The organism is Microvirga sp. 2MCAF38 (assembly GCF_052115485.1).
Lineage (GTDB): Bacteria > Pseudomonadota > Alphaproteobacteria > Rhizobiales > Beijerinckiaceae > Microvirga.
On the sequence record NZ_JBFRGU010000002.1, the window covers coordinates 232,553 to 252,063 of the forward strand.

14 protein-coding genes and 1 pseudogene are annotated in these 19,511 nt (G+C 58.9%); 8 read left to right on the top strand and 7 right to left on the bottom strand.

Features of this window, described 5'->3' with window-relative positions; translation table 11 throughout:
* Window positions 1-142 precede the first annotated feature (142 nt).
* Together hfq and hflX are read left to right on the top strand one after the other, a co-directional pair.
* Window positions 143-400, top strand: a complete 258-nt coding sequence (gene hfq, locus AB4072_RS05570; protein ID WP_441966094.1) for an RNA chaperone Hfq — start codon at window positions 143-145, stop codon at window positions 398-400.
* Between the two features lies 1 nt (window position 401).
* The gene (gene hflX / locus AB4072_RS05575; protein ID WP_441966096.1) at window positions 402-1,802 is read left to right on the top strand and encodes a GTPase HflX; all 1,401 of its coding nucleotides are present in this window, start codon (window positions 402-404) and stop codon (window positions 1,800-1,802) included.
* Here the strand turns inward: hflX and mazG are convergent.
* From mazG to AB4072_RS05605, 6 genes and pseudogenes are all read right to left on the bottom strand, one after another.
* A complete protein-coding gene (gene mazG, locus AB4072_RS05580) occupies window positions 1,799-2,629 on the bottom strand; it encodes a nucleoside triphosphate pyrophosphohydrolase (RefSeq protein ID WP_441966550.1) in 831 nt (276 codons plus the stop codon). The two genes, hflX and mazG, sit on opposite strands and share 4 nt — an antisense overlap.
* Window positions 2,630-2,793: 164 nt before the next feature.
* Window positions 2,794-4,644: a mechanosensitive ion channel family protein gene (locus tag AB4072_RS05585; protein ID WP_441966097.1), complete on the bottom strand. Its 1,851-nt coding sequence runs from the start codon at window positions 4,642-4,644 to the stop codon at window positions 2,794-2,796.
* Between the two features lie 140 nt (window positions 4,645-4,784).
* Window positions 4,785-5,717, bottom strand: coding sequence for a pseudouridine-5'-phosphate glycosidase (locus AB4072_RS05590; RefSeq protein WP_441966098.1), 933 nt, complete (start codon window positions 5,715-5,717; stop codon window positions 4,785-4,787).
* An 8-nt stretch (window positions 5,718-5,725) separates the two neighbouring features.
* Window positions 5,726-6,660, bottom strand: a pseudogene (locus AB4072_RS05595) (carbohydrate kinase family protein).
* Window positions 6,661-6,810: 150 nt separating this feature from the next.
* Window positions 6,811-9,225 (bottom strand): putative bifunctional diguanylate cyclase/phosphodiesterase, encoded by a 2,415-nt coding sequence (locus tag AB4072_RS05600; RefSeq protein WP_441966099.1) that lies wholly within the window; start codon window positions 9,223-9,225, stop codon window positions 6,811-6,813.
* Between the two features lie 31 nt (window positions 9,226-9,256).
* A complete protein-coding gene (locus AB4072_RS05605; RefSeq protein WP_441966552.1) occupies window positions 9,257-9,763 on the bottom strand; it encodes a molybdopterin-dependent oxidoreductase in 507 nt (168 codons plus the stop codon).
* Window positions 9,764-9,972: 209 nt separating this feature from the next.
* On the opposite strand from AB4072_RS05605, the gene folE reads away from it, so the two are divergent.
* From folE to AB4072_RS05635, 6 genes are all read left to right on the top strand, one after another.
* Window positions 9,973-10,647, top strand: coding sequence for a GTP cyclohydrolase I (folE, locus tag AB4072_RS05610; RefSeq protein ID WP_441966101.1), 675 nt, complete (start codon window positions 9,973-9,975; stop codon window positions 10,645-10,647).
* A gap of 46 nt (window positions 10,648-10,693) precedes the next feature.
* Window positions 10,694-11,197 (top strand): 6-pyruvoyl trahydropterin synthase family protein, encoded by a 504-nt coding sequence (locus tag AB4072_RS05615; RefSeq protein ID WP_441966103.1) that lies wholly within the window; start codon window positions 10,694-10,696, stop codon window positions 11,195-11,197.
* Window positions 11,198-11,321: 124 nt separating this feature from the next.
* Complete coding sequence (locus AB4072_RS05620) at window positions 11,322-12,107, top strand: 4'-phosphopantetheinyl transferase family protein (RefSeq protein WP_441966105.1); 786 nt, start codon at window positions 11,322-11,324, stop codon at window positions 12,105-12,107.
* Entirely contained in the window at window positions 12,104-16,105 is a 4,002-nt protein-coding gene (locus AB4072_RS05625) for a Pls/PosA family non-ribosomal peptide synthetase (protein ID WP_441966106.1), read from the top strand. The genes AB4072_RS05620 and AB4072_RS05625 overlap by 4 nt, the downstream gene beginning before the upstream one ends.
* Before the next feature lie 313 nt (window positions 16,106-16,418).
* Window positions 16,419-17,300, top strand: a complete 882-nt coding sequence (gene hpnK, locus AB4072_RS05630) for a hopanoid biosynthesis-associated protein HpnK (protein ID WP_441966108.1) — start codon at window positions 16,419-16,421, stop codon at window positions 17,298-17,300.
* 11 nt (window positions 17,301-17,311) lie between these two features.
* A complete protein-coding gene (locus AB4072_RS05635; protein WP_441966110.1) occupies window positions 17,312-18,316 on the top strand; it encodes a lysylphosphatidylglycerol synthase domain-containing protein in 1,005 nt (334 codons plus the stop codon).
* An 18-nt stretch (window positions 18,317-18,334) separates the two neighbouring features.
* On the opposite strand, the gene AB4072_RS05640 is transcribed toward AB4072_RS05635, so the two are convergent.
* Window positions 18,335-19,150 (bottom strand): MipA/OmpV family protein, encoded by an 816-nt coding sequence (locus AB4072_RS05640; protein ID WP_441966112.1) that lies wholly within the window; start codon window positions 19,148-19,150, stop codon window positions 18,335-18,337.
* Window positions 19,151-19,511: the final 361 nt, after the last annotated feature.

Below are 19,511 nucleotides of genomic sequence, written 5' to 3' on the forward strand. Positions count from 1 at the left end.
CTTAATATCCAGGATGCCTCTTGCGTAACGATAAGGTTCGCCCTGTAATAAGGACGCCGGTCAGCGACCGCTTGTAGCGGATAAGCAATATGGACAGCCCTATAGCCAAGATCGGCGGCGACGGGCTGGCGAGGCAACTTCAATGGCGGGCGAACGCGCTCAAAACCTTCAAGACACGTTTCTCAACTACGTGCGGAAGAACAAGATCCCCCTAACGATCTTTCTCGTGAACGGGGTAAAACTTCAGGGCGTTGTCACTTGGTTCGATAATTTCTGCGTCCTGCTCCGTCGCGACGGGCATTCGCAGCTTGTCTACAAGCACGCCATCTCAACGATCATGCCCGGTCAACCCGTCCAACTCTTCGATCAGGACGATCCGAGCGCCGGCGAGAAGGCCTGATTTGACCGAACCCCGGTCTCCCGGAGAACAGCGACTCGCTCAGCTGGCTGAGCCCGAGAAGGATGTGGCCGCCGGCACGCGTACGCTTGTCGTAGGTCCCTATCTGACAAAGCGCCCGCGTAGCGCTGCGGCTTTCGAGGGGCAATCGGCAAATCCGCGCCCCGTTGAAGCCCGTCTCGAAGAAGCAGTCGGCCTGGCGGGCGCCATCGATCTCCACATCGTCGACGCGTTGATCGCGCAGCTCTCGTCGCCAAGACCCGCGACCTTCATCGGAAGCGGCAAGGTCGAGGAGTTGGCAGGTCTCGTGCGCGCGGAGGAGATCGGCCTCGTCGTCATGGATTGTGCACTGAGCCCGATCCAGCAACGCAATCTGGAAAAGGCCTGGGGCGCGAAAGTCATCGACCGGACCGGACTGATCCTCGAGATCTTTGGTCGACGTGCACGGACCAAGGAAGGGACGCTCCAGGTTGAGTTGGCTCATCTGGCCTATCAGAAGGGCCGCCTTGTCCGGTCGTGGACCCACCTTGAGCGTCAACGCGGCGGCTTCGGCTTTCTCGGCGGCCCCGGCGAGACGCAGATCGAGGCCGACAGGCGTATGATTCAGGAGCGGATGAAGCGGATCGAGCGCGAGCTTGAAACGGTCGTTCAAACCCGCACGCTGCACCGCGCCAGCCGCCGCCGCGTACCTTATCCGATCGTGGCGCTGGTCGGATACACAAACGCCGGGAAATCGACGCTCTTCAATCGCATGACCCAGGCCGAAGTTCTGGCCGAGAACATGCTTTTCGCAACACTCGATCCGACCTCGCGCGCCATCGAGCTACCGTCCGGCGACAAGGCCATCCTCTCCGATACGGTCGGGTTCATTTCGGATCTACCGACCATGCTCGTCGCGGCCTTCCGCGCGACCCTGGAGGATGTGGTCGAGGCGGATATTCTGCTCCACGTTCGCGATGTTTCCCACGGCGAAACGGAGGCTCAGGCGGGAGACGTCGAGACCGTCCTGCGGGAGCTCGGCATTGACCCTGAGGACACCAAACGCGTCATCGAAGTCTGGAACAAGGCTGATTTACTATCAGACGACGAGCGCGAGCGCCTTGCCACGACTTCCGAACGTACGGAATCCGGGAGACGGCCTGTTCTGATCTCGGCACTGACGGGAGAAGGCATCGCGGATCTGTCGGCCGCGATCAGCAGTCACCTTGCCGCTGAGCGCGTACGATACGAGGTGGATGTCGCTCCAGAAGACGGACAGGGCTTTGCCTGGCTGCATGAGAATACGGAAATCGTCGGCCGTGAGGTGACGGAGGAGGGGCATTCGATCCTTCAGGTCCGCGTCACGCAGGGCAAGGAGCCGCGCTTCCTGGCGAGGTTCCCGAATGCGAAGGCGTTGGCAACCTAACTCTGCTTTCGATCCTGCAATTTCGCCTCGACCCACAGGCGCTCCATCTCCTCGAGGCTCGCCTCGTCGAGCGTGCGATTGGCCTTGGCAAGTGCCGCTTCGATGGCTGAGAACCGGCGCTCGAATTTGGCATTCGTCCGGCGCAATGCGGCCTCCGGATCGATGTCATGATGGCGCGCCAGATTGGTGACCGCGAACAGAAGGTCGCCGATCTCGTCCTCGATGCGATCACGAATGCCGGATTCCGCAGCCTCCCTGACCTCTTCGAGTTCCTCGTGAATTTTATCGACTACCTGTTTGGTCTCAGGCCAATCGAATCCCACCTTCGCGGCCTTAGTGGTCAGTTTCTGGGCACGGGTGAGAGCAGGGAGCGGGGTCGGGATTCCGCCGAGAAAGCCGTTGATGTCCCGTGACAGGCCGGCCTTTTCCCGAGCGGCGAGACGCTCAGCCTTTTCCTGCTGCTTGATCCGATCCCAGACAGCCTTGACCTCAGCCGGGGACATGTCGCGCGCGTCGCCGAACACATGCGGGTGTCGGCGGAGAAGCTTGTTGGTGATTGCTTCCACGACGTCCGGGAACGCAAAGAGACCCTTTTCCTCCGCCAACTGGGAATGGAAAACGACTTGCAGCAAAAGATCGCCAAGCTCTTCCTTCAAGTCGACGAAATCGCCACGCTCGATGGCGTCCACGACCTCGTAGGCTTCTTCGAGCGTATAGGGGGCGATGGACGCGAAGTCCTGTTCGAGATCCCAGGGACAACCCGTCTTGGGATCGCGGAGAGCCGCCATGATTTCGAGAAGGCGTTCGAGGTCGGAAGAGGGCGACATCGGTGACAGCTCCATGCCTGATCTCACCTCGAATAGCGCGGGTCGGGGCGGCATGCCAGTGTCTAGCGCGTGATCATGTCTGCTTGAAACACGATCAAGTTCTAGATTCTTTAGTGTCGCATGATCCGGGCGAACAACCGGTTTCCACCTGTTCTGATCATGCTTTAGGACGAAGCCCCGTTGGACATGCTGAGAGGCTTCGGCACCACAAGGATGCCGTTTTCGCGGAAGACTTTCTGCACGGATAGGAGGACGGCCTTGCGGACGGCGAATTGTTTGCCGGCGCGGGCTTTGAATTTGCCGCGAATGACGAGCGTTCCATCCTCTACCGCAGCAATGCCCTGGCTCTTGAAGGGCTCCAGGAGATCCTGGTTCAGTTCCGGGTTGTCGGCGATGTCCTGGCCGACCTTTTTGAAGAGTTTGCGCACAAGATCGATGTCGGTGTCGAACGCGACCCGGAACGCCATCTTCTCGATGACCCAGTCGCGGCTGAAGTTCACGACCTTGCCGATCTGGCCATAGGGTACGGTGGCGAGCGCCCCCCTCGGATGCCGCAGGCTGACCGAGCGGACCGATATCTTCTCGACAGCACCCTTCGCACCAGAGGTTTCGATGTATTCGCCGAGGCGGAAGGCATCGTCGATCAGGAAGAACAGGCCGGACACGATGTCCTTGACGAGGGTCTGCGAGCCGAAACCGATGGCGAGTCCGAAAACGCTCAATCCCGTGATGATGGGCCAGACATTGATACCGAGCACGATCAACATCGTCAAAAAGCTGAAGGCGAAAATGGAGACCTTTGCGGTCGCCGAGATCAGGGGCAGGAGAGTCCCGAGACGAGTCCGGGGGCCGCCATCCTCATGTGCCGTTCCATTGTGCCCTTCGGATTGCGCGAGCCGGCTCGTCAGGGACCCGACCGCGTTCCACAGAAACGCCGATGCCAGTGCGACCAGGGCGACTTCCAACGCACCGGCCGTGACGGTCGAATAGTCGAGCCCCATGGCGACAAGGATCGGACCGATCCACATATAGGCGAGCAATGTCGCGATCGCGATCATGATCACGAAGCGTAGCGTGCGCCTCATTGCGGCGGACAGAATCGAGACGGATGCATTCTCGACGCCGCGCTCAGCCCATCGGGAAACGACCGTATCCAGGTGGGGTGCGATCAGAACCAATAGAAGGCTCATGAAGGTGGGGAAGGGCGGCAGAGGACGTCCCAGCATTCCGCTGACCTGCGAGGCCAAAACCGTAATCAGCACAATCGAGATGGCGAGCGATGGCCAAGCGAGCGCGAAGCGTCTCCTCCATACACTGCGAGGACGTGGGCCCGCGACGATCGCCGCAATGGTGAGATGATAGCGCCAATAGGCGTAGCAAAGGAGGAGAGTGACCGGCACAAGGATAAAACCGGTACCGATCAAGTCTCGCAGGCCCGGCCCGGCGTTCCAGGTTCGCAGGGTGGTGACCAGCGCGATGCCGAAGAGCGCCCATGTCACGGCAAGACTCACGACGCGGCAAAAGCGCTGTGAACGGGCGCTCGTATGGCGATGGCGCCCGGTTGTATCCACCACCAGCAAGGCGCCTAATACCATGTGCGACAGGCTCGAAAGAATGCTGGCGGCAACCCAGATTCTGATGAGACTTCTCAGCGTCTCGCTGGTCACCAACAGACGCATGGCGCCAAACATGACGATCAGTGTGAATATCGCGCTTGCAATCGTCTTGAGGCTACGCCTCAGGGGCTGTGTCTCGTCGGTCTGGCGCCGTGATAGGTGCAGGCAGATCCTGAAGACGAGATAAGCGATGAGCGCCATTCCGGCGAGTAGTAGAAATGCACTCGGTAGGGATAGGCCTTGGGCTTCGATCGCGCTCTTTAGAGCGACATAATCCGGGTGTAGCTGTTCCAGGTGAGAAATGCGGGAGAGGAAGCTCTGCTCGAGAGTCGTGCCCAATGATTCCAGGTGGCTGATGGCCGCTGCGGTGTCCTCTGCAAGCTCCGCTGCTTCCGCCATGACGCCCCCCAAAGAGCTAGGATATCATTCCATCCCCGTCAGAAGAGCATACACCAAGGCCGGTTGAACTCAATTATTGCCACGTTGAGGGTTGCGCACCAGATAGGTCGCTTCGAAAACTCCAAGCTTTGGTGCACAGGTCACCGCGACGACACCGAAAGCGCGACCGCGAGGCGTCCCGCAAGTGCTGCGTTATTCTTCACCAGGGCAATATTGGTTGTAAGGCTGCGGCCGCTCGTTCGCTCGAAGAGACGAGACAAGAGGAATGGGGTTACGGCCTTGGCAACGACGCCGCGCTGCATAGCCTCACCGATAGCCTCATCGATGAAGTTATTCATTTCCTCCGCAGGAATCTCATCTGCTTCGGGGACGGGGTTCGCGATGAGAGTTCCACCTTCAAGTCCCAACGCTTTCTTCGTTTCAATGAGATCAGCTATGGCCGAAGGGCTATCGAGCCGAATAGGAGCCGGTATCCCGCTGGCCCGGCTCCAGAACGCCGGGAAGCTGTCTGTCTGATATCCGACGACTGGGACTCCTCGGGTTTCGAGATACTCTAGCGTCTTGGGCAGATCGAGGATGGCTTTCGCGCCGGCGCAAACCACCGCGACAGGCGTGCGCGCCAGTTCGTCGAGATCCGCCGAGATATCCAAAGTGGTTTCAGCCCCACGATGAACGCCGCCAATGCCTCCGGTCGCGAAAACGCGAATGCCGGCGAGGTCGGCGCAAATCATCGTAGCGGCGACCGTGGTCGCACCTGGGCGTCCTACCGAGACGGCATAGGGGAGGTCTGCCCGGCTGAGCTTCAACACGTCCTTCGCAGTGCCGAGCCAGGTCAATTCCTCGTCCGACAAGCCGATCTTGATGCGACCGCCGATAATCGCAATGGTTGCTGGTACGGCACCATTGTCCCGCACGATCTGTTCCACTTCGCGCGCGGTCTGCACGTTTTGCGGATATGGCATGCCGTGGGTGATGATCGTGGATTCAAGCGCAACGACCGCTGCTCCCTGCCGCAAGGCGGTTTGAACTTCGGGAGCTATATCGAGAAAACGTGCTGACAAATCGCGGGTCATAAATGGTCTCATAGGGATGTCGAAGGCGCGAGGCGGGGTATCGCAGATTTCAGGAGTGCAGGCGAGAGATCCGGACGGACGCTGGCGGAGACCTCTATCGTCAACGCAGCTGCCAGGGTGCCGAGTTTCACGGCCTCGACGAGAGAGTTTCCACTCATCATTCCAAAAACAGTCGCCGAAATTAGGGCATCGCCCGCTCCGGTGGCATCGACCGTTCGCGCCGGGACGGAGGCTATCGTCGTAAGCCCGACCGATCTGCTGCGATCAGGCCGGCTGCACCAAGCGTCAGGATTACCCGTCCAGTGCCACGATTGAGCAGAATAGCGGCAATGTCCGCCGGTGAGGCATCATTCTTCCCGGCAAGAGCTCGAGCCTCGTCGATATTGAGAAAAAGCAGGTCGACGCCCTCGAGATTCTGCGGCAACCGCATCACTTTCGAGGTCGAAACCGCGTCGATTGCGAGGGAAAAGGACCCGCGGTTTTTCTCGTCGATGAGAGTGTGCAACGTCGCCGACGGGAGATTGCAATCCGCGATAACCCAGTCGGCGGAAGCCAGAACAGGGGCCGCTTCTCGCAGAAAATCGGGCGTGAGGGCTTCGAAGATCGCCATATCGGCAAGGCCGATTGCCAGATCTCCGCCCGGTTGAAGAACCGCGACGTATTCCGCGGTGGCGTGCCCTGGCGATACCTTGATGCTCTGCGTATCGATGCCGAGGTCCTGCAGATTGCGCAGGAGGGCACGTCCATTGTCGTCGTCCCCGACGATAGAGACGACGGAACAATCCACTCTGAGACGTGCGAGGTTTTCCGCAACGTTCCGTGCGACACCACCGAAGGAACGTTCGGATGTGACCGGGTTGGAGGTGCCCAGTTCAACAGGCGCGCTGGCATGAAACTTTCGATCGACAGCAGCCCCGCCGACGCAAACGACTTTCTTTGTCATGAGACTTCACTACAACCGCCGCTCGCCGAGCACTAGAGTTTGATCGTCTCAGATTGAAACATGATCGAACTCTAGATTTTGTTGATGCCGCATGATCCGGGCGAACAACCGGTTCCTACTTGTCCTGGGAGGCGGATGGCCGTCGTCTATCTACGCGACCCTCAAATCGGCGAGGGAGTGAACGATGTTTCGCGCGGGGCCCGGTCGACCGAAGTAATACCCCTGAACCTCGGTGCATCCGGTCGCCTTGAGCTGCCTGAATTGCTCTTCGGTTTCGACGCCCTCGGCGCTCACCGCCATGCCGAGGCTCGCTCCAAGGCTGGCGATCGACTGCACGATAGCGAGACAATCCGCGCGCGAAGACAATTCTCTGACGAAGGATTGGTCGATCTTGATCTTGTCGAATGGGAAGCTGCGGAGATAGCTCAGAGACGAGTATCCCGTTCCGAAATCGTCCATCGCAATACGCACCCCGAATTCGCGCAACTGGTACAATGTCGCGAGGGTGGCCTCGCTGTCCTGAAGCAGGACCGACTCCGTGATTTCGAGTTCAAGGCGATCCGGAGTAACGCCCGAGCTCGTCAACGCGCTTACAACACTTTGCACGAGAGTCCGGTTTCTGAATTGGACGGGCGAAAGATTGACGGCGACCTTGACCCGCTCCGGCCAGGTGGCGGCTTCCGCACAGGCTTGCTGGATGACCCATTCTCCCAGGGCCGAAATGAGACCGATATCTTCCGCGACCGGTATGAACTCACCTGGCGGGACCATGCCGCGATCAGGATGATGCCAACGGAGCAAGGCTTCGAAACCGCAAATCTCATCGGCCCGGATATCGATCTGCGGTTGATAGTACAGTTCGAATTCGCCGTTCGGGAGCGCCTTTCGCAGGTCGATCTCCAACTGGCGGCGGGCTTGCAATTGTTCATCCATTTCCGGTTCAAAGAACCGGAATGTTCCTCGGCCGTTCGACTTGGCGCGATAGAGCGCAAGGTCCGCGTGCTTCAAGAGTTCATCGGGAGTGACGCTTCCGTGGCTGGTGAGCGCTATGCCGACGCTCGCGCCAATGACGATTTCCTGCCCGTCGATGTCATATGGCGCTCCCAAGGTATCGATCAGCCTTGTCGCGAGGACCGCACAATCGTGCGGCTCTCTCGGCGAGATCTGGAGCACGACAAATTCGTCGCCGCCGAGGCGAGCTGCGACGTCGCTGCCGCCAATGCAGTTCCGGATTCGCGAGGCGACGGCTTTGAGCAGGGCGTCTCCGGTTTCATGACCAAGGGAGTCGTTCACGTCCTTGAAACGATCCAGGTCGAGGCAAAGGACGGCGAGAGGGTCTTCCTGACGATGCGCGATTGCAATCGCCTGCTCGAGTTGATCGCGAAACAGCACACGATTTGCCAAGTCTGTCAGAGCATCGTGGTGGGCCATGTATGCGATCTGCGTTTCCGCTTGCCGACGCTCCGTGATGTCCTCGTAAGTCGCGAGCCAGCCTCCACCGGCCATCGGCTGATGGGAGACCGCAAATGTCCGCCCATCCGGTTGGCCTTGGATGAAGGAACCGGCCCGCCGGAAGCGCATCAGTTCCTGCTGCTCTATGGAAATCTGCCGAAGAGCAAGGGCGCTGACCTCGTCGCCCATCCGGTCGGCCTGTTCGATCAGGTCGTTGAGCGTGTCTCCGGGGCGTGCGGTGTTGCCGAGCCCAAAAAGCTCGGCGAACCGGGCATTGAATACGATAATGCGCCCATCCGTATTCACCATGCACAGGCCGTGCAGCATGTTGTTGAGGGCGGCATCGAACCGTTCATTCTGTGTTCGCAGTTCGACTTCCTGCATTAGAAGAGCTTCGTTGCGAAGCTGGAGTTCGGCATAGGCGCTTCCCACAGCCTTGTTGGCTTCCGCCAATTCCGCCGAGGTGAGTTGGAGATTTTCAGCCAGCGAACGCAGGTCGCGATGCGCTCTTTCGAGAAGGCTGTTGTGCCGTCCGATCAGGCCGATGAGAACCAGGCCGCAGAGAATCAAGCCGACCGCGAGGCTCGAGAAAAGCCAGTGCAGCCGGACGAGCTCATGCTGGTCTTCCGCGACCCGCGCAGCGCCATAGTGGTTGGCCGCCGATGCAAGCCCGGTGATTTTTGTCTCAAGAGGCGTGAGAACGACCAAGGCCCTCTGCGGGGCGCCTGGAGTCTCGATTTCGTCGATTATCGCTTGGAGGGTGACTATCGCTTCGCCGAGGGATTTGATCGTCGCCACCCGCTCCGGATCCCGTTGGAGAAAGTCCTGAAATTCACCGTCGTTCAGGAGTTTCACACGGCTTGCCAGGACGTCAAAACGAAGAATGACTTCATCTTTGTCGACAGTGCTGCCGGGTAGACCGATGGCGCTGATGCGCTGCTCAAGTCGCGTAAATTCGGATACGGCCTGGCTCGCGAGCCAGGATGTGTTGTATCGAGAGACCTGCCGGAGTGCGCCTTGACGTTCCACGATCAGTATCGTGATATACGATGCCGACAAGATGAAGCATCCGATGACCACGGCCAGCACTATTTTCAGTGTGCGCAGCGACAACGGCTTGCCCCCTTTGTTCAAACGATGACGGTTACTTTACGATCAGCTTTGCGACCTGCCATACGGAGCGCCCGTAATAGGTCTGACTCTTTAGTTCAGGGATGCTGTCGAAAGGATAAATGATAAAGAGGGGGCCTTTATCTCGGATAGGCATGTATTCGCCGTTCCTCTTCAGCGCCAAAATGACGTTATATTTCGCGAAATCCTCGATTGGGATCTCGCTGCTGTAGTCATTCAACGCAACAGCGACGACGCGCTCGCCCTTGGCCCCGACTCGTTTCATCAGTTTGTCGAGTGAAATACCTTCGAATTTGACCGGGCCATTATACCAGGGAGTGGTCGTTTCAACCGTCACCAATCCAAGCCCCAAAAGCATGGATAGATCGAACTGGGCGCTATCGTCCTTGTTCGTCGTGTCAATCTTGCCTGAAACAGTCAGGATCGGCTTCTCCGTAGGGGCGGGAAGAGGCTCCGCATGCGAGAAACTTGCGCAGACCAGACCGATGAAACCAACAAGCGTGGTAACTGCGGTTCTCATAGTTTTAGTTGTGGGCATGGTACGACGTTCCACTTTCGATGGCGGCGACAAGGGCTTGATACCCTAAGTTTAGGTAAGACTCAGGATCATGGTCGTTGGCAACTAAACAATCATAATTATCTTATTTCTTGCCGCAAGGTCGTCTCATCTATATTGATATGACCCTAGGGAATAATTTGCATTTTAGTAGAACAACCTGCAGGTCTAATATGAATTTCCATGCCCGCGAGGCAATGGGCGCACGTCTCTGCAACGAAGCGCTTGATGAACCGATAGATGAGATCGAGCGCGCCTCGATGATGGACGCGGCTGCGCAAAAACTCACCGAGTTGTTTGACGTGCTCCGGATTGATCACGCCAATGATCATAATACTCGCGACACGCCCAAGCGTGTTGCCAAGATGTTCGTCGAGGAAATTCTGGCAGGCCGGTACACAGCGCCGCCTCGAATTACAGAATTCGAGAACGCTTTGGCTTATGATCAGCTTATCGTGACCGGTCCCATCGAGCTTCGGTCGATGTGCGCGCATCACCTTATGCCGATCTACGGTAGCGCCTACGTCGGTATTCTTCCGTCCGCGGAAGGCAAGATAATCGGACTGTCCAAGTATGACCGGATTGTCGACTATTTTGCTTCCCGGCTTCAGATCCAGGAAGAGCTCGTCAAGCAGATTGGCCAATATATTGAGGATATGACCAAGCCGCGCGGGGTCGCGGTGCGGATCAGTGCCGTCCACATGTGCAAGACGCAACGTGGGGTCCGCGCCAGCCGCCGATCGCGAATGGTCAACACCTATTATTGGGGCGAGCTCGCGAAGAATGCGGAACTCAAGCGGGAGTTCCTGGATGAATGCATCTCACTGGACCGAGCCGGACAGGAGTAGGCGGCGCGATGCGTCAATGGCGCGACGGAACTGAAAGAAAAGTCTCATGAATTTGCCGGTTTCAATTCCAGCACTCGATCCCATGGAAGTCCCGCGCGCGCGGGAGATCTATCGGTCGACGAAAACCTACGATCATGTCGAAGGGCTTTCATGCTGTTTCCGGCAATGGCGGGCGACTCACTCTCATTGCCGCCTCGTCCATGGATACGCGCTCGCCTTTCGCTTTGTTTTCGCGACCTATGAGCTCGATGAGCGCAATTGGTGCTTTGATTTTGGCGGATTGAAGCCTGTGAAGGCATGGCTCAAGTCCATGTTCGATCACACGATGCTCGTTGCTGAAGACGATCCCGAGAGAGAGCGATTCGAGCAGCTTAATCGGGACGGTCTGATCGACCTCCGCGTCCTTCCCGCGGTCGGGTGCGAGGCAACAGCCAAATACGTTTTCGATTTCGTCGCGACCTATGTCCATGAGCAGACGGGCGGCAGGGTTTGGCTGGAAAGCGCCGAAGTCAGCGAACATGGCGGGAATTCGGCAATTTACGCCCGCTGAAAGAGGGATTTTTCGCCTGCGGCAGTTAGCCTTAGCCGCTTGACACAGCCGTTATCTCAGAACATCTCCTAGGGGCTGGAAGATCGCCGAAACCGCGACCTTCGCCGGAGCGCCGTTTCCGATCATGATCTCATTTCGCCAGATCGATCACAGTCGAACCTCTTTGGTATCGACTTGCCTGGGCGTGTTTTTGGAAGCCGCGAGTTCTGATGAGCGGCAGCATATCGCACGGCTTCGTCGCGAGCGGGATCGACTATCATACCGTGTGAGCCATGGCGGTCTGCGGTTGGCAATAGCGCAGGATACAGGCCTAGCGCCGAGCGACGTCAAATTCACAAGAACGTCATCTGGCAAACCGATTTGCCTCGACGGCCCTTATTTCAGCATGAGTTACTCTGCTGGTGTGACTGCCATCGCCGTATCGGCATCCGTTGAGCTTGGCCTGGATATCGAGGCCTTGCCGTCGGAGGAGTTACCGGCTGGTTCTCTTTCAAGTGCCGTCGCCCATGAGGAAAAGGGCCTTCTGGCCCGCTTGTCCGAGTCACAAGGCCGTGCCGAGACGATGTTGTGGTCGATCAAAGAAGCCGCTCTGAAATTGACCGGGGATGTCATGATCGACCCCCGACATCTTGCAGTCCGACAGCTCCGCGGTGGCGGGTTCAAAGTCGAACCGTCGCGCGCGGCCAGCGCTCCTTTCCCGCCGATTTTCGTCCGACGTGTCGAGACTGGCCTGGATCGTGTGGCGTTTCTGGCGACGTACAAAATCCTATCCGCTTCCGACGTTGTGGCTCGGAGCGCCAACCCGCCCGAGATGCCTCGTAGAGCTTTTTCTGCGGATCCAACCACATCCTCACATTCGCTTGTGGGCTTGAAAACATTTCAGCCCGAGCTTCGAGATTTGTTGCCATGACCAATCCGCTCCGTGGTTCTTTTCATCCTGAGTTTCTTCAGGATGAAGTCCTGTCGGAAATCTTTGAAGCGACCGCCCGGCGAAGCCCGCTCAGGACTGCTATCGCGGACGGCGATCTGAGGTTGACTTATGACGGGCTTGACCGGGCTGCGACTGCGATTGCCCAGGGGCTCGTCGCCGCCGGCGTAAAACCCGGCCATGTCATCGGCCTCTGGATGCCGCGTGGATCAGACCTGCTGATTGCGCAGATCGCCGTGACCAAAACCGGCGCTGCTTGGCTCCCCTTCGACGCGGATGCACCGCTCGACCGGATTGCGGTGTGTCTAGCTGACGCCGACGCGAAGGGCATCCTTGTCGCGGATGGTTGGGAAGAGCGCGCCGGCATCGTCGGCGTCGAAGTGTTTACACCTGCTTCTGCCACCGCAGCCGGGCAGGGCACTGTTCTTGCAGCGCGTGACCTAGGACTTACACCCGATCACCCGGCGTATATGATCTATACGTCCGGTTCCACGGGGAAGCCCAAGGGCATCGTCGTCACTCATCGCAACATCTGCCATTATCTTCGCGCTTCGAACGCGCTCTATGGCATCCACGCCGAAGATGTGGTGCTTCAGGCTTGCTCCGCTGCCTTCGATCTGTCGATGGAGGAAATCTGGGTTCCGTATCTCGTCGGCGCGACCCTTTGGGTGGCCCGGCAGGAACAACTGGCCGACACTGAAGCTCTCGCACATGGGATGCGAGAGGCCGGCGTCACGGTTATCGATACGGTTCCGACGCTGCTCTCGATGATCGGTGGCAATGTGCCGAGTCTGCGGGTCATCATTCTTGGTGGCGAAGCATGTCCTCCCGCTCTGGCGGCGCGCTTTACCGGCAATGGATGCCGCGTGTTCAACAGCTACGGGCCGACCGAGGCGACGGTCGTGGCCAGCGCCGCCGAATTGAAAACAGGCGACCCGATTACCATCGGCACGCCGATCCCCAACTACTCGTGTTACGTCGTCGACGAGGCGCTGACGCTCGTCCCTCCGGGAGTTCAGGGTGAACTGCTGATCGGAGGCCCGGGCATTGCCTTAGGCTATCTCGGACAGCCCGACCTCACGTCTGAAAAATTCATCGCCAATCCGTTTGAAACGGACGGCCTGGATCCGATCCTCTATCGTTCTGGCGATGCTGTCGAGATCGATGTTGCAGGTCGGATTGTCTTTCAAGGGCGCATTGACGATCAGGTCAAGATACGCGGCTTTCGCGTCGAGCCCGGCGAAATCGAAAGCGTGCTGGCGAGCTTGCCGGGGATTGCGCAGGCGGCCGTGGTTCTCCGCAATGACGACGGACTGGACCGGCTGGTCGCGTTCCTGACGGCGGAATCGGGCTCGGTGGCGGACGCGGCGCAACTGCGGCTCGCTTTGCGCGAACGCTTGCCGCCCTACATGGTCCCGGCGCATTTCGAGGTTGTGACGACGTTCCCGCGATTGTCCGCATCGGGGAAGGTTGATCGCAAGGCGCTAAAGGCCCTCCCGTTGACGCTGGCTGATGCCGCTCTTGAACAGGACGAGCCGGAGACAGCGACCGAGGCGGCGTTACTGGCGGCGGCCAAACGGGTATTTCCCGATCAGGTCGTGCCGTTGACTGCCGACTTCTTTCTCGAACTCGGCGGCCACTCGCTGCTGGCGGCGCGTTTCGTCTCCTATGTTCGAGAGACCCGGAACCTTTCCGGCATCACTTTGCAGGACGTCTATGCCGGCCGTACGTTGCGGGACATCGCTGTCAGACTGGACGCGCGCAAATCGCAGAATGACGATTCATCCGAAAACCTGGGTTTTGCGCCACCGCCCTTGATGCGGCGCGTGCTGTGCGGTCTCGCCCAGGCGGCTGCGCTGCCGATCATTCTGACGCTCATGTCGGCACCATGGCTCAGCATCTTCATCAGCTACACGTTGCTGACCGGTGAAGATGCCTCCGTTTTCCGGGATACGAGTTGGATCTTCCTCGCCTATATGGTCGTCACTGTCGCGACGACATTCATCGCCATTGCAGCGAAGTGGCTGATCATCGGGCGCATCAAACCGGGACGCTATCCTCTCTGGGGTTTCTATTATTATCGGCTCTGGCTGGTTCAGCGGCTCTTGAGCCTCGTGCACATGAAGTGGTTCCAGGGATCGCCCGCCATCCGCATCTATCTGCGTCTCCTGGGCGCAAAGGTCGGCAAGGAAGCGTTGATCTCAGAGATCGATGCCAATGCCATCGATCTGGTCGAAATCGGAGATCACGCCAGCATCGGCGGCAAAGTGACGATCTCCAACGCGCGCGTGGTCGGTAACGAGCTGATCATTGGGTCTGTGAAGATCGCGCGTGACGTCTCCATCGGCTCGTCGTGCGTGATCGAGAACGATGTGGTCATCGGTGAGGGGGCGGAGCTCGCCGACCTGACCGCCATCAGGGCAGGGACTACCCTCGGGGCCTGGGAACAGTGGCGCGGGTCTCCTGCGACCAAGATCGGTATGGCCGATCCGACACATCTCCCGCCGCCCGCCGAGGCAAGCCGGTTACGACGAAACCTGTTGGCCGTTTTCTATATCGTGATGCTGATTATCGCGCCGCCGATCGCGCTTATCCCCATCGTGCCGGCGTTCCATGTGATGGAGGTCGTCGACAGCTGGATTCACCCCTTAATCCACATCCACTATCTCTATTACATGCCGCTGCTGGCGCTGCCTGCTGCGGCGCTGATGATCTTCGCGACGGTTCTTCTCATCGCGGCGATCCGCTGGATCATGCTGCCGCGCCTGCGGCCGGGCGTGTATTCCGTCTATAGCGGTCTCTACGCCCGAAAATGGATCGTCGGCCTCGCCACGGAAGTCATGCTCGAGGTGCTATCGTCGCTTTTTGCCACCGTCTACATGCGAGCCTGGTATCGGTTGATGGGGGCCAAGATCGGCAAGGGGTCCGAGATTTCGACGAACCTATCCGGTCGTTTCGATCTCATCGACCTCGGTGATCAGAACTTCATCGCCGATGATGTGGTTCTCGGCGACGAGGAAATGCGTCGGGGCTGGATGACGCTCGGCACAGTGACGACGGGTTCGCGCGTCTTCATCGGCAACGATGCTGTCGTGCCTCCGGGCTATGCCATTGCGACAGGTGCGCTAATCGGCGTGAAGTCGAAGCCGCCGGAAGGAGGGCAGGTGGGGATAGACGAGACATGGTTCGGCTCGCCGCCGATTCAGCTCCCCGTGCGCCAACGTTTCAACGCCAATGCCGCCGATACGTACGAGCCCCTCAAACGGCTCAAGCTGACGCGCGCCCTTTTCGAAGCCTTCAACATCACCCTGCCGACCGCGCTCTTCATCACCTTCGCCACGATGGCGATGGAGGTGTTGACTTCGTCTGTCCTTGAAGGACGGTGGGGGACGGCTCTCGGGCTCTGTGTGATCGCCAGCGTGGTCATTGCCGTCGTGCAATTGCTTGTCACCGCCGTCTACAAATGGCTGTTGATGGGCGTCTATAAACCCACCATGAGGCCGATGTGGTCGTGGTGGGCCCTGCGCACGGAGGCGGTCGCCGTCATGTATTGGGGCATGGCCGGCAAGGCGATCCTGGACCATTTCCGTGGAACGCCATTCCTGCCCTGGGCCTTGCGACTGTTCGGCACCAGGACCGGGCAGGGGATCTACATGGATACGACCGACATCACGGAATTCGATTGCGTCGACATCGGCGATTTTGCAGTTATCAATTCCAACGCCATTTTGCAGACGCACCTCTACGAGGATCGGCTCATGAAGGTCGGGAGGATCAAGGTCGGGACCGGAGTCACCGTCGCATCGGGTTCGACAGTGCTGTACGACACCCATCTCGGCAATTTCTCCACGCTCGGCCCGTTGACGCTCGTCATGAAGGGCGAATCCATTCCGGCGGGCAGCGAGTGGTGGGGCTCTCCGGCACAGGGCTTCGTGTCTGAAAAGCTGGCGACTGCTCCGGTCCCCCAACTTGTCGGGTAGTTCGGGAGGTGGAAACTTCGCCTCGTTCCTGAGGGGCGGCAGCGGCCGCTATCTCATGATACAGACTGGCTTCTGGCGATCGAGAAATGTTGATTGAGCACCCAGAGACCGCGTCACTCCTTGGTCAATTGAGCGTGCAGCCAGTCTGTATATTCGACCAGTTTGCAATGCCTTCCCTCTGCAACGGCACGTTTCGTATGGACGGCCAGTCGTGCCGACCTAGAGTCAATGATGAGCGGAAGGATAGATCCACCTGCTGGGGAGATGAGGCACAAATGCTAGCCGAGATCGGCCTTAGCTTTGGTGCGCTTTGATGTCGGGCGCGCGACAAGTCATCGTCACCGCGGATGATTTCGGGATGTCGTTGGCTGTCAACGAGGCCGTCGAGTTGGCGCATCGGGAAGGCATTCTCACATGCGCAAGCCTTATGGTGACGGGGGAGGCCGCCGATGATGCTATCAAACGGGCTCGACGGATGCCGCGCCTCGGGGTCGGATTGCATCTGACATTGATCAGCGGGCCGGCCGCGCTTGATCGCTCCGTTATCCCCGATCTCCTTGCCCCACGCACGCGGCAGGTCCTACATAGTGCTCCCTGGCGGGTCGGGACCCGGATCGCTGTCTCACGGCGTGTACAGGGGCAAGTGCGCGCCGAGATTGGCGCGCAATTTGAACTGTTCCGCAAGTCTGGGCTCGTTCTCGATCATGTCGATGGGCACAGGCACTTCCATCAACACCCGTCGGTTCTCGACATCCTCACCCAAGAAATGGCGGTGGCGTCGGCGCGGGCTCCCGTCCGGGTTCCCCAAGAGCCTGCCTTACCATCCTGGCGCGCGGCCGGGCGGCGCGGCCTCGGCAAGAGATTTATGCATGCTACCGCTCACCGCGCGCTCACAGGGCACATGAAGCGGCACCTGCGAAAATCCAACCTCGCATTCAACGATTGGTTCTTTGGCCTCAACGATGCAGGCGCGATGGACCGATCATGCCTCTTGGGCATCGCCGCAAATCTGCCTCCTGGAGTCACCGAGATTGGAACCCATCCGGCGGTGGGTGGATTGCCAGTATCTCCGTTCGGCCCGCCTGCATTTTGGCGTCCGTGCGATGAGCTTGCAGCTCTGATCGATTCCGAAGTGGTCGCGGCTTTCAAGGACAGGATCGACACGCGCCTCATTCGCTTTCAGGATTTGGACTGAGGAGACGATCCATGCGCAAGCCTCGCCTCTCGATCTTATATCCTCTTCTGGGCATGCTTGCCTTTTTTGGGCTGATCGCTTGGGCGGGGCTTGGTCAGGTCTGGGGAGCGCTCGAGCAAATCGGTTGGCCCGGCTTTGTCTTGATATGCTTGTTGCAGATTTTTGCGATGGGTCTTTGCGCCACTGCATGGTGGTTGTTGACCGTCCGAGTGAGCTATGGCGCGTGCTTCGCCGCCCGGATCGCGCGGGACGGCACTACGAGCCTTGCCAGCGTCGTGCCGGGCCTGGGAGAGACTGTCGGCGTGCGCATTCTCACGTTGTTTGGCATGAGTGGCTTTGCAGCGGGCGCCAGTATCCTTCTCGATATCGTGGCGGAAATGCTGGCGCTGGCGCTGTATATCACTATCGGCTTGATTCTGCTGGCATACTATGTCGGGTGGGGTGAAGCGGTGCGTTGGGCTGGCGTGGCGACCGTCGGCATCATTCCAATTCTGATCGTCTATTTTGCTGCCCGCCACCGTAATACGCGCCGACTTGTAAATTGGATCGGAGCTCGTCTCGCAGGCTTATTTGGTCGTGTCGGCGCGGCCGTGCCGGCGGGCCTCACGGCGGCGTTTCGGGAGCTCCATGGTCGGCGCTGGTCAATGGGTGCCTCCGTTGCCACCCATCTTATGGCCTGGGTTGGAAGCGCTCTTCAGATCTGGGTCATCGCGCACGAACTCGACCGGCCGCTCGGCCTTGGGGCTGCGCTGCTTGTCGACAGCCTCGTTCATGCGGCGCGAGGAGCATTTTACCTTGTCCCATGGGGCACAGGCGTCCAGGAGGGAGCATTCATTCTCGCTGGCGCGGTCGTGGGCATCGATGCGCCAAGCGCACTTGCCATGTCGTTGATTTTCAGGGTCCGTGACTTGGCTCTCGGAGGACCGGCGGCCCTTTTATGGGGAGCTTTGGAGTGGCGGCATGCACGTGCGCCTGCCACCGAGACCGGCGAACCTGGCCTGCCACCTGGGGAATAGAACGACCGCCAGGACTTCCTACGGATCGAACACGAATGAGTAGGACAGACTTGCACCGACGAGGAATTGATCGGGAGAACCGATGCGCCGGGTGATTGGGCTATCGGCAGAATCCCCGACGAGACGTCGGTAGCCTGCATAGACTGTGGTCGTCCATTGCTCCGACCACTTGTAAGATGCCGAAGCAAGAACCCCGGCGGACGTGACGCCGCCGTTTGCCTTAAACGGGGTGACCAGACCGTTCAGCGACGCTTCAAAAGGAGTCACGGAGAAGTAAGCTTCAGTGAAGTTGGAATCACCGAAAGACATACGCGGTCCGACCGAGAACGTATAAGGGCCTTCCCGCCCTATGAGATCGAGCGCGAGATCTCCGACGAATCCGTCGAATCCGTTGACACCGTAGCGAACCTCGGCACGCGCCCGCAGCCAGTTTGCGGGCCAATATTCGACGAACAGGCCCGGCTCAATAGACCAGTTGACCTTTCGCAAGCCGAATAGCCGTCGATCCGAACTAAGGTAACGACCGCTCTCGAACCTCACCACTGGGCCGGCCCGAAAACCCGACACGTTCAGAATCGTGAAATCGATGCCATCGTCAGGGGCGATCCATCTGGGGGGCTCACCAACACGGCGGTAATCAATCGACGGATATCCGAACCCGGAGAATTTATTCGAACCCGGGTAGCTGGGCCCCACTTCGCCTTGGCCGGTGAGCGTGACGATCCAACCGGAAGGGCTGGGGGCCGCCGTGGGAGCCTTAATGTCGGCAGCTAAAACCGGCGATACTACGCACGCCGCAAGCGAGAAAGCGATGAGGTACCCCTTAGAGTGCATAGTCGACTCCCACGGCAGCCCAAGAATTGGTCATGAATTATCACAGACCATCATTGAATTATATCTGCATAAAAGGAATTATATCAAATCGTACGCATTTCGAGATCTGTCCCGAATTTTTCTCTTCGAAGGCAGGGGCGACTGGGATGCACTGTCGAAGGCGGCGCTATTTTCTCCAAATTTTTGAATTGCCACCCTAAGAACCATATCTGAGTGAACCGGTCCGTGTCGCTCTAGGACGATCAGGTGTAGTGTTCTTCGTCTTGACGGTTGTGAGTAGAAGCCGAATGCGTGGCGAACTCCATCATTGACATGCTGTGCACCCAGCGGATTTGCGGCGGCTTTCTGAGAATGGCAAGCG

Coding starts and splice junctions, on each gene's coding strand:
- AB4072_RS05640 (WP_441966112.1), bottom strand. CDS start 19,150: ATGCACTCTAAGGGGTACCTCATCGCTTTCTCGCTTGCGGCGTGCGTA.
- hpnK (WP_441966108.1), top strand. CDS start 16,419: ATGTCGGGCGCGCGACAAGTCATCGTCACCGCGGATGATTTCGGGATG.
- mazG (WP_441966550.1), bottom strand. CDS start 2,629: ATGTCGCCCTCTTCCGACCTCGAACGCCTTCTCGAAATCATGGCGGCT.
- AB4072_RS05585 (WP_441966097.1), bottom strand. CDS start 4,644: ATGGCGGAAGCAGCGGAGCTTGCAGAGGACACCGCAGCGGCCATCAGC.
- hfq (WP_441966094.1), top strand. CDS start 143: ATGGCGGGCGAACGCGCTCAAAACCTTCAAGACACGTTTCTCAACTAC.
- AB4072_RS05615 (WP_441966103.1), top strand. CDS start 10,694: ATGAATTTGCCGGTTTCAATTCCAGCACTCGATCCCATGGAAGTCCCG.
- AB4072_RS05605 (WP_441966552.1), bottom strand. CDS start 9,763: ATGAGAACCGCAGTTACCACGCTTGTTGGTTTCATCGGTCTGGTCTGC.
- folE (WP_441966101.1), top strand. CDS start 9,973: ATGAATTTCCATGCCCGCGAGGCAATGGGCGCACGTCTCTGCAACGAA.
- AB4072_RS05635 (WP_441966110.1), top strand. CDS start 17,312: ATGCGCAAGCCTCGCCTCTCGATCTTATATCCTCTTCTGGGCATGCTT.
- AB4072_RS05590 (WP_441966098.1), bottom strand. CDS start 5,717: ATGACCCGCGATTTGTCAGCACGTTTTCTCGATATAGCTCCCGAAGTT.
- AB4072_RS05625 (WP_441966106.1), top strand. CDS start 12,104: ATGACCAATCCGCTCCGTGGTTCTTTTCATCCTGAGTTTCTTCAGGAT.
- AB4072_RS05620 (WP_441966105.1), top strand. CDS start 11,322: ATGATCTCATTTCGCCAGATCGATCACAGTCGAACCTCTTTGGTATCG.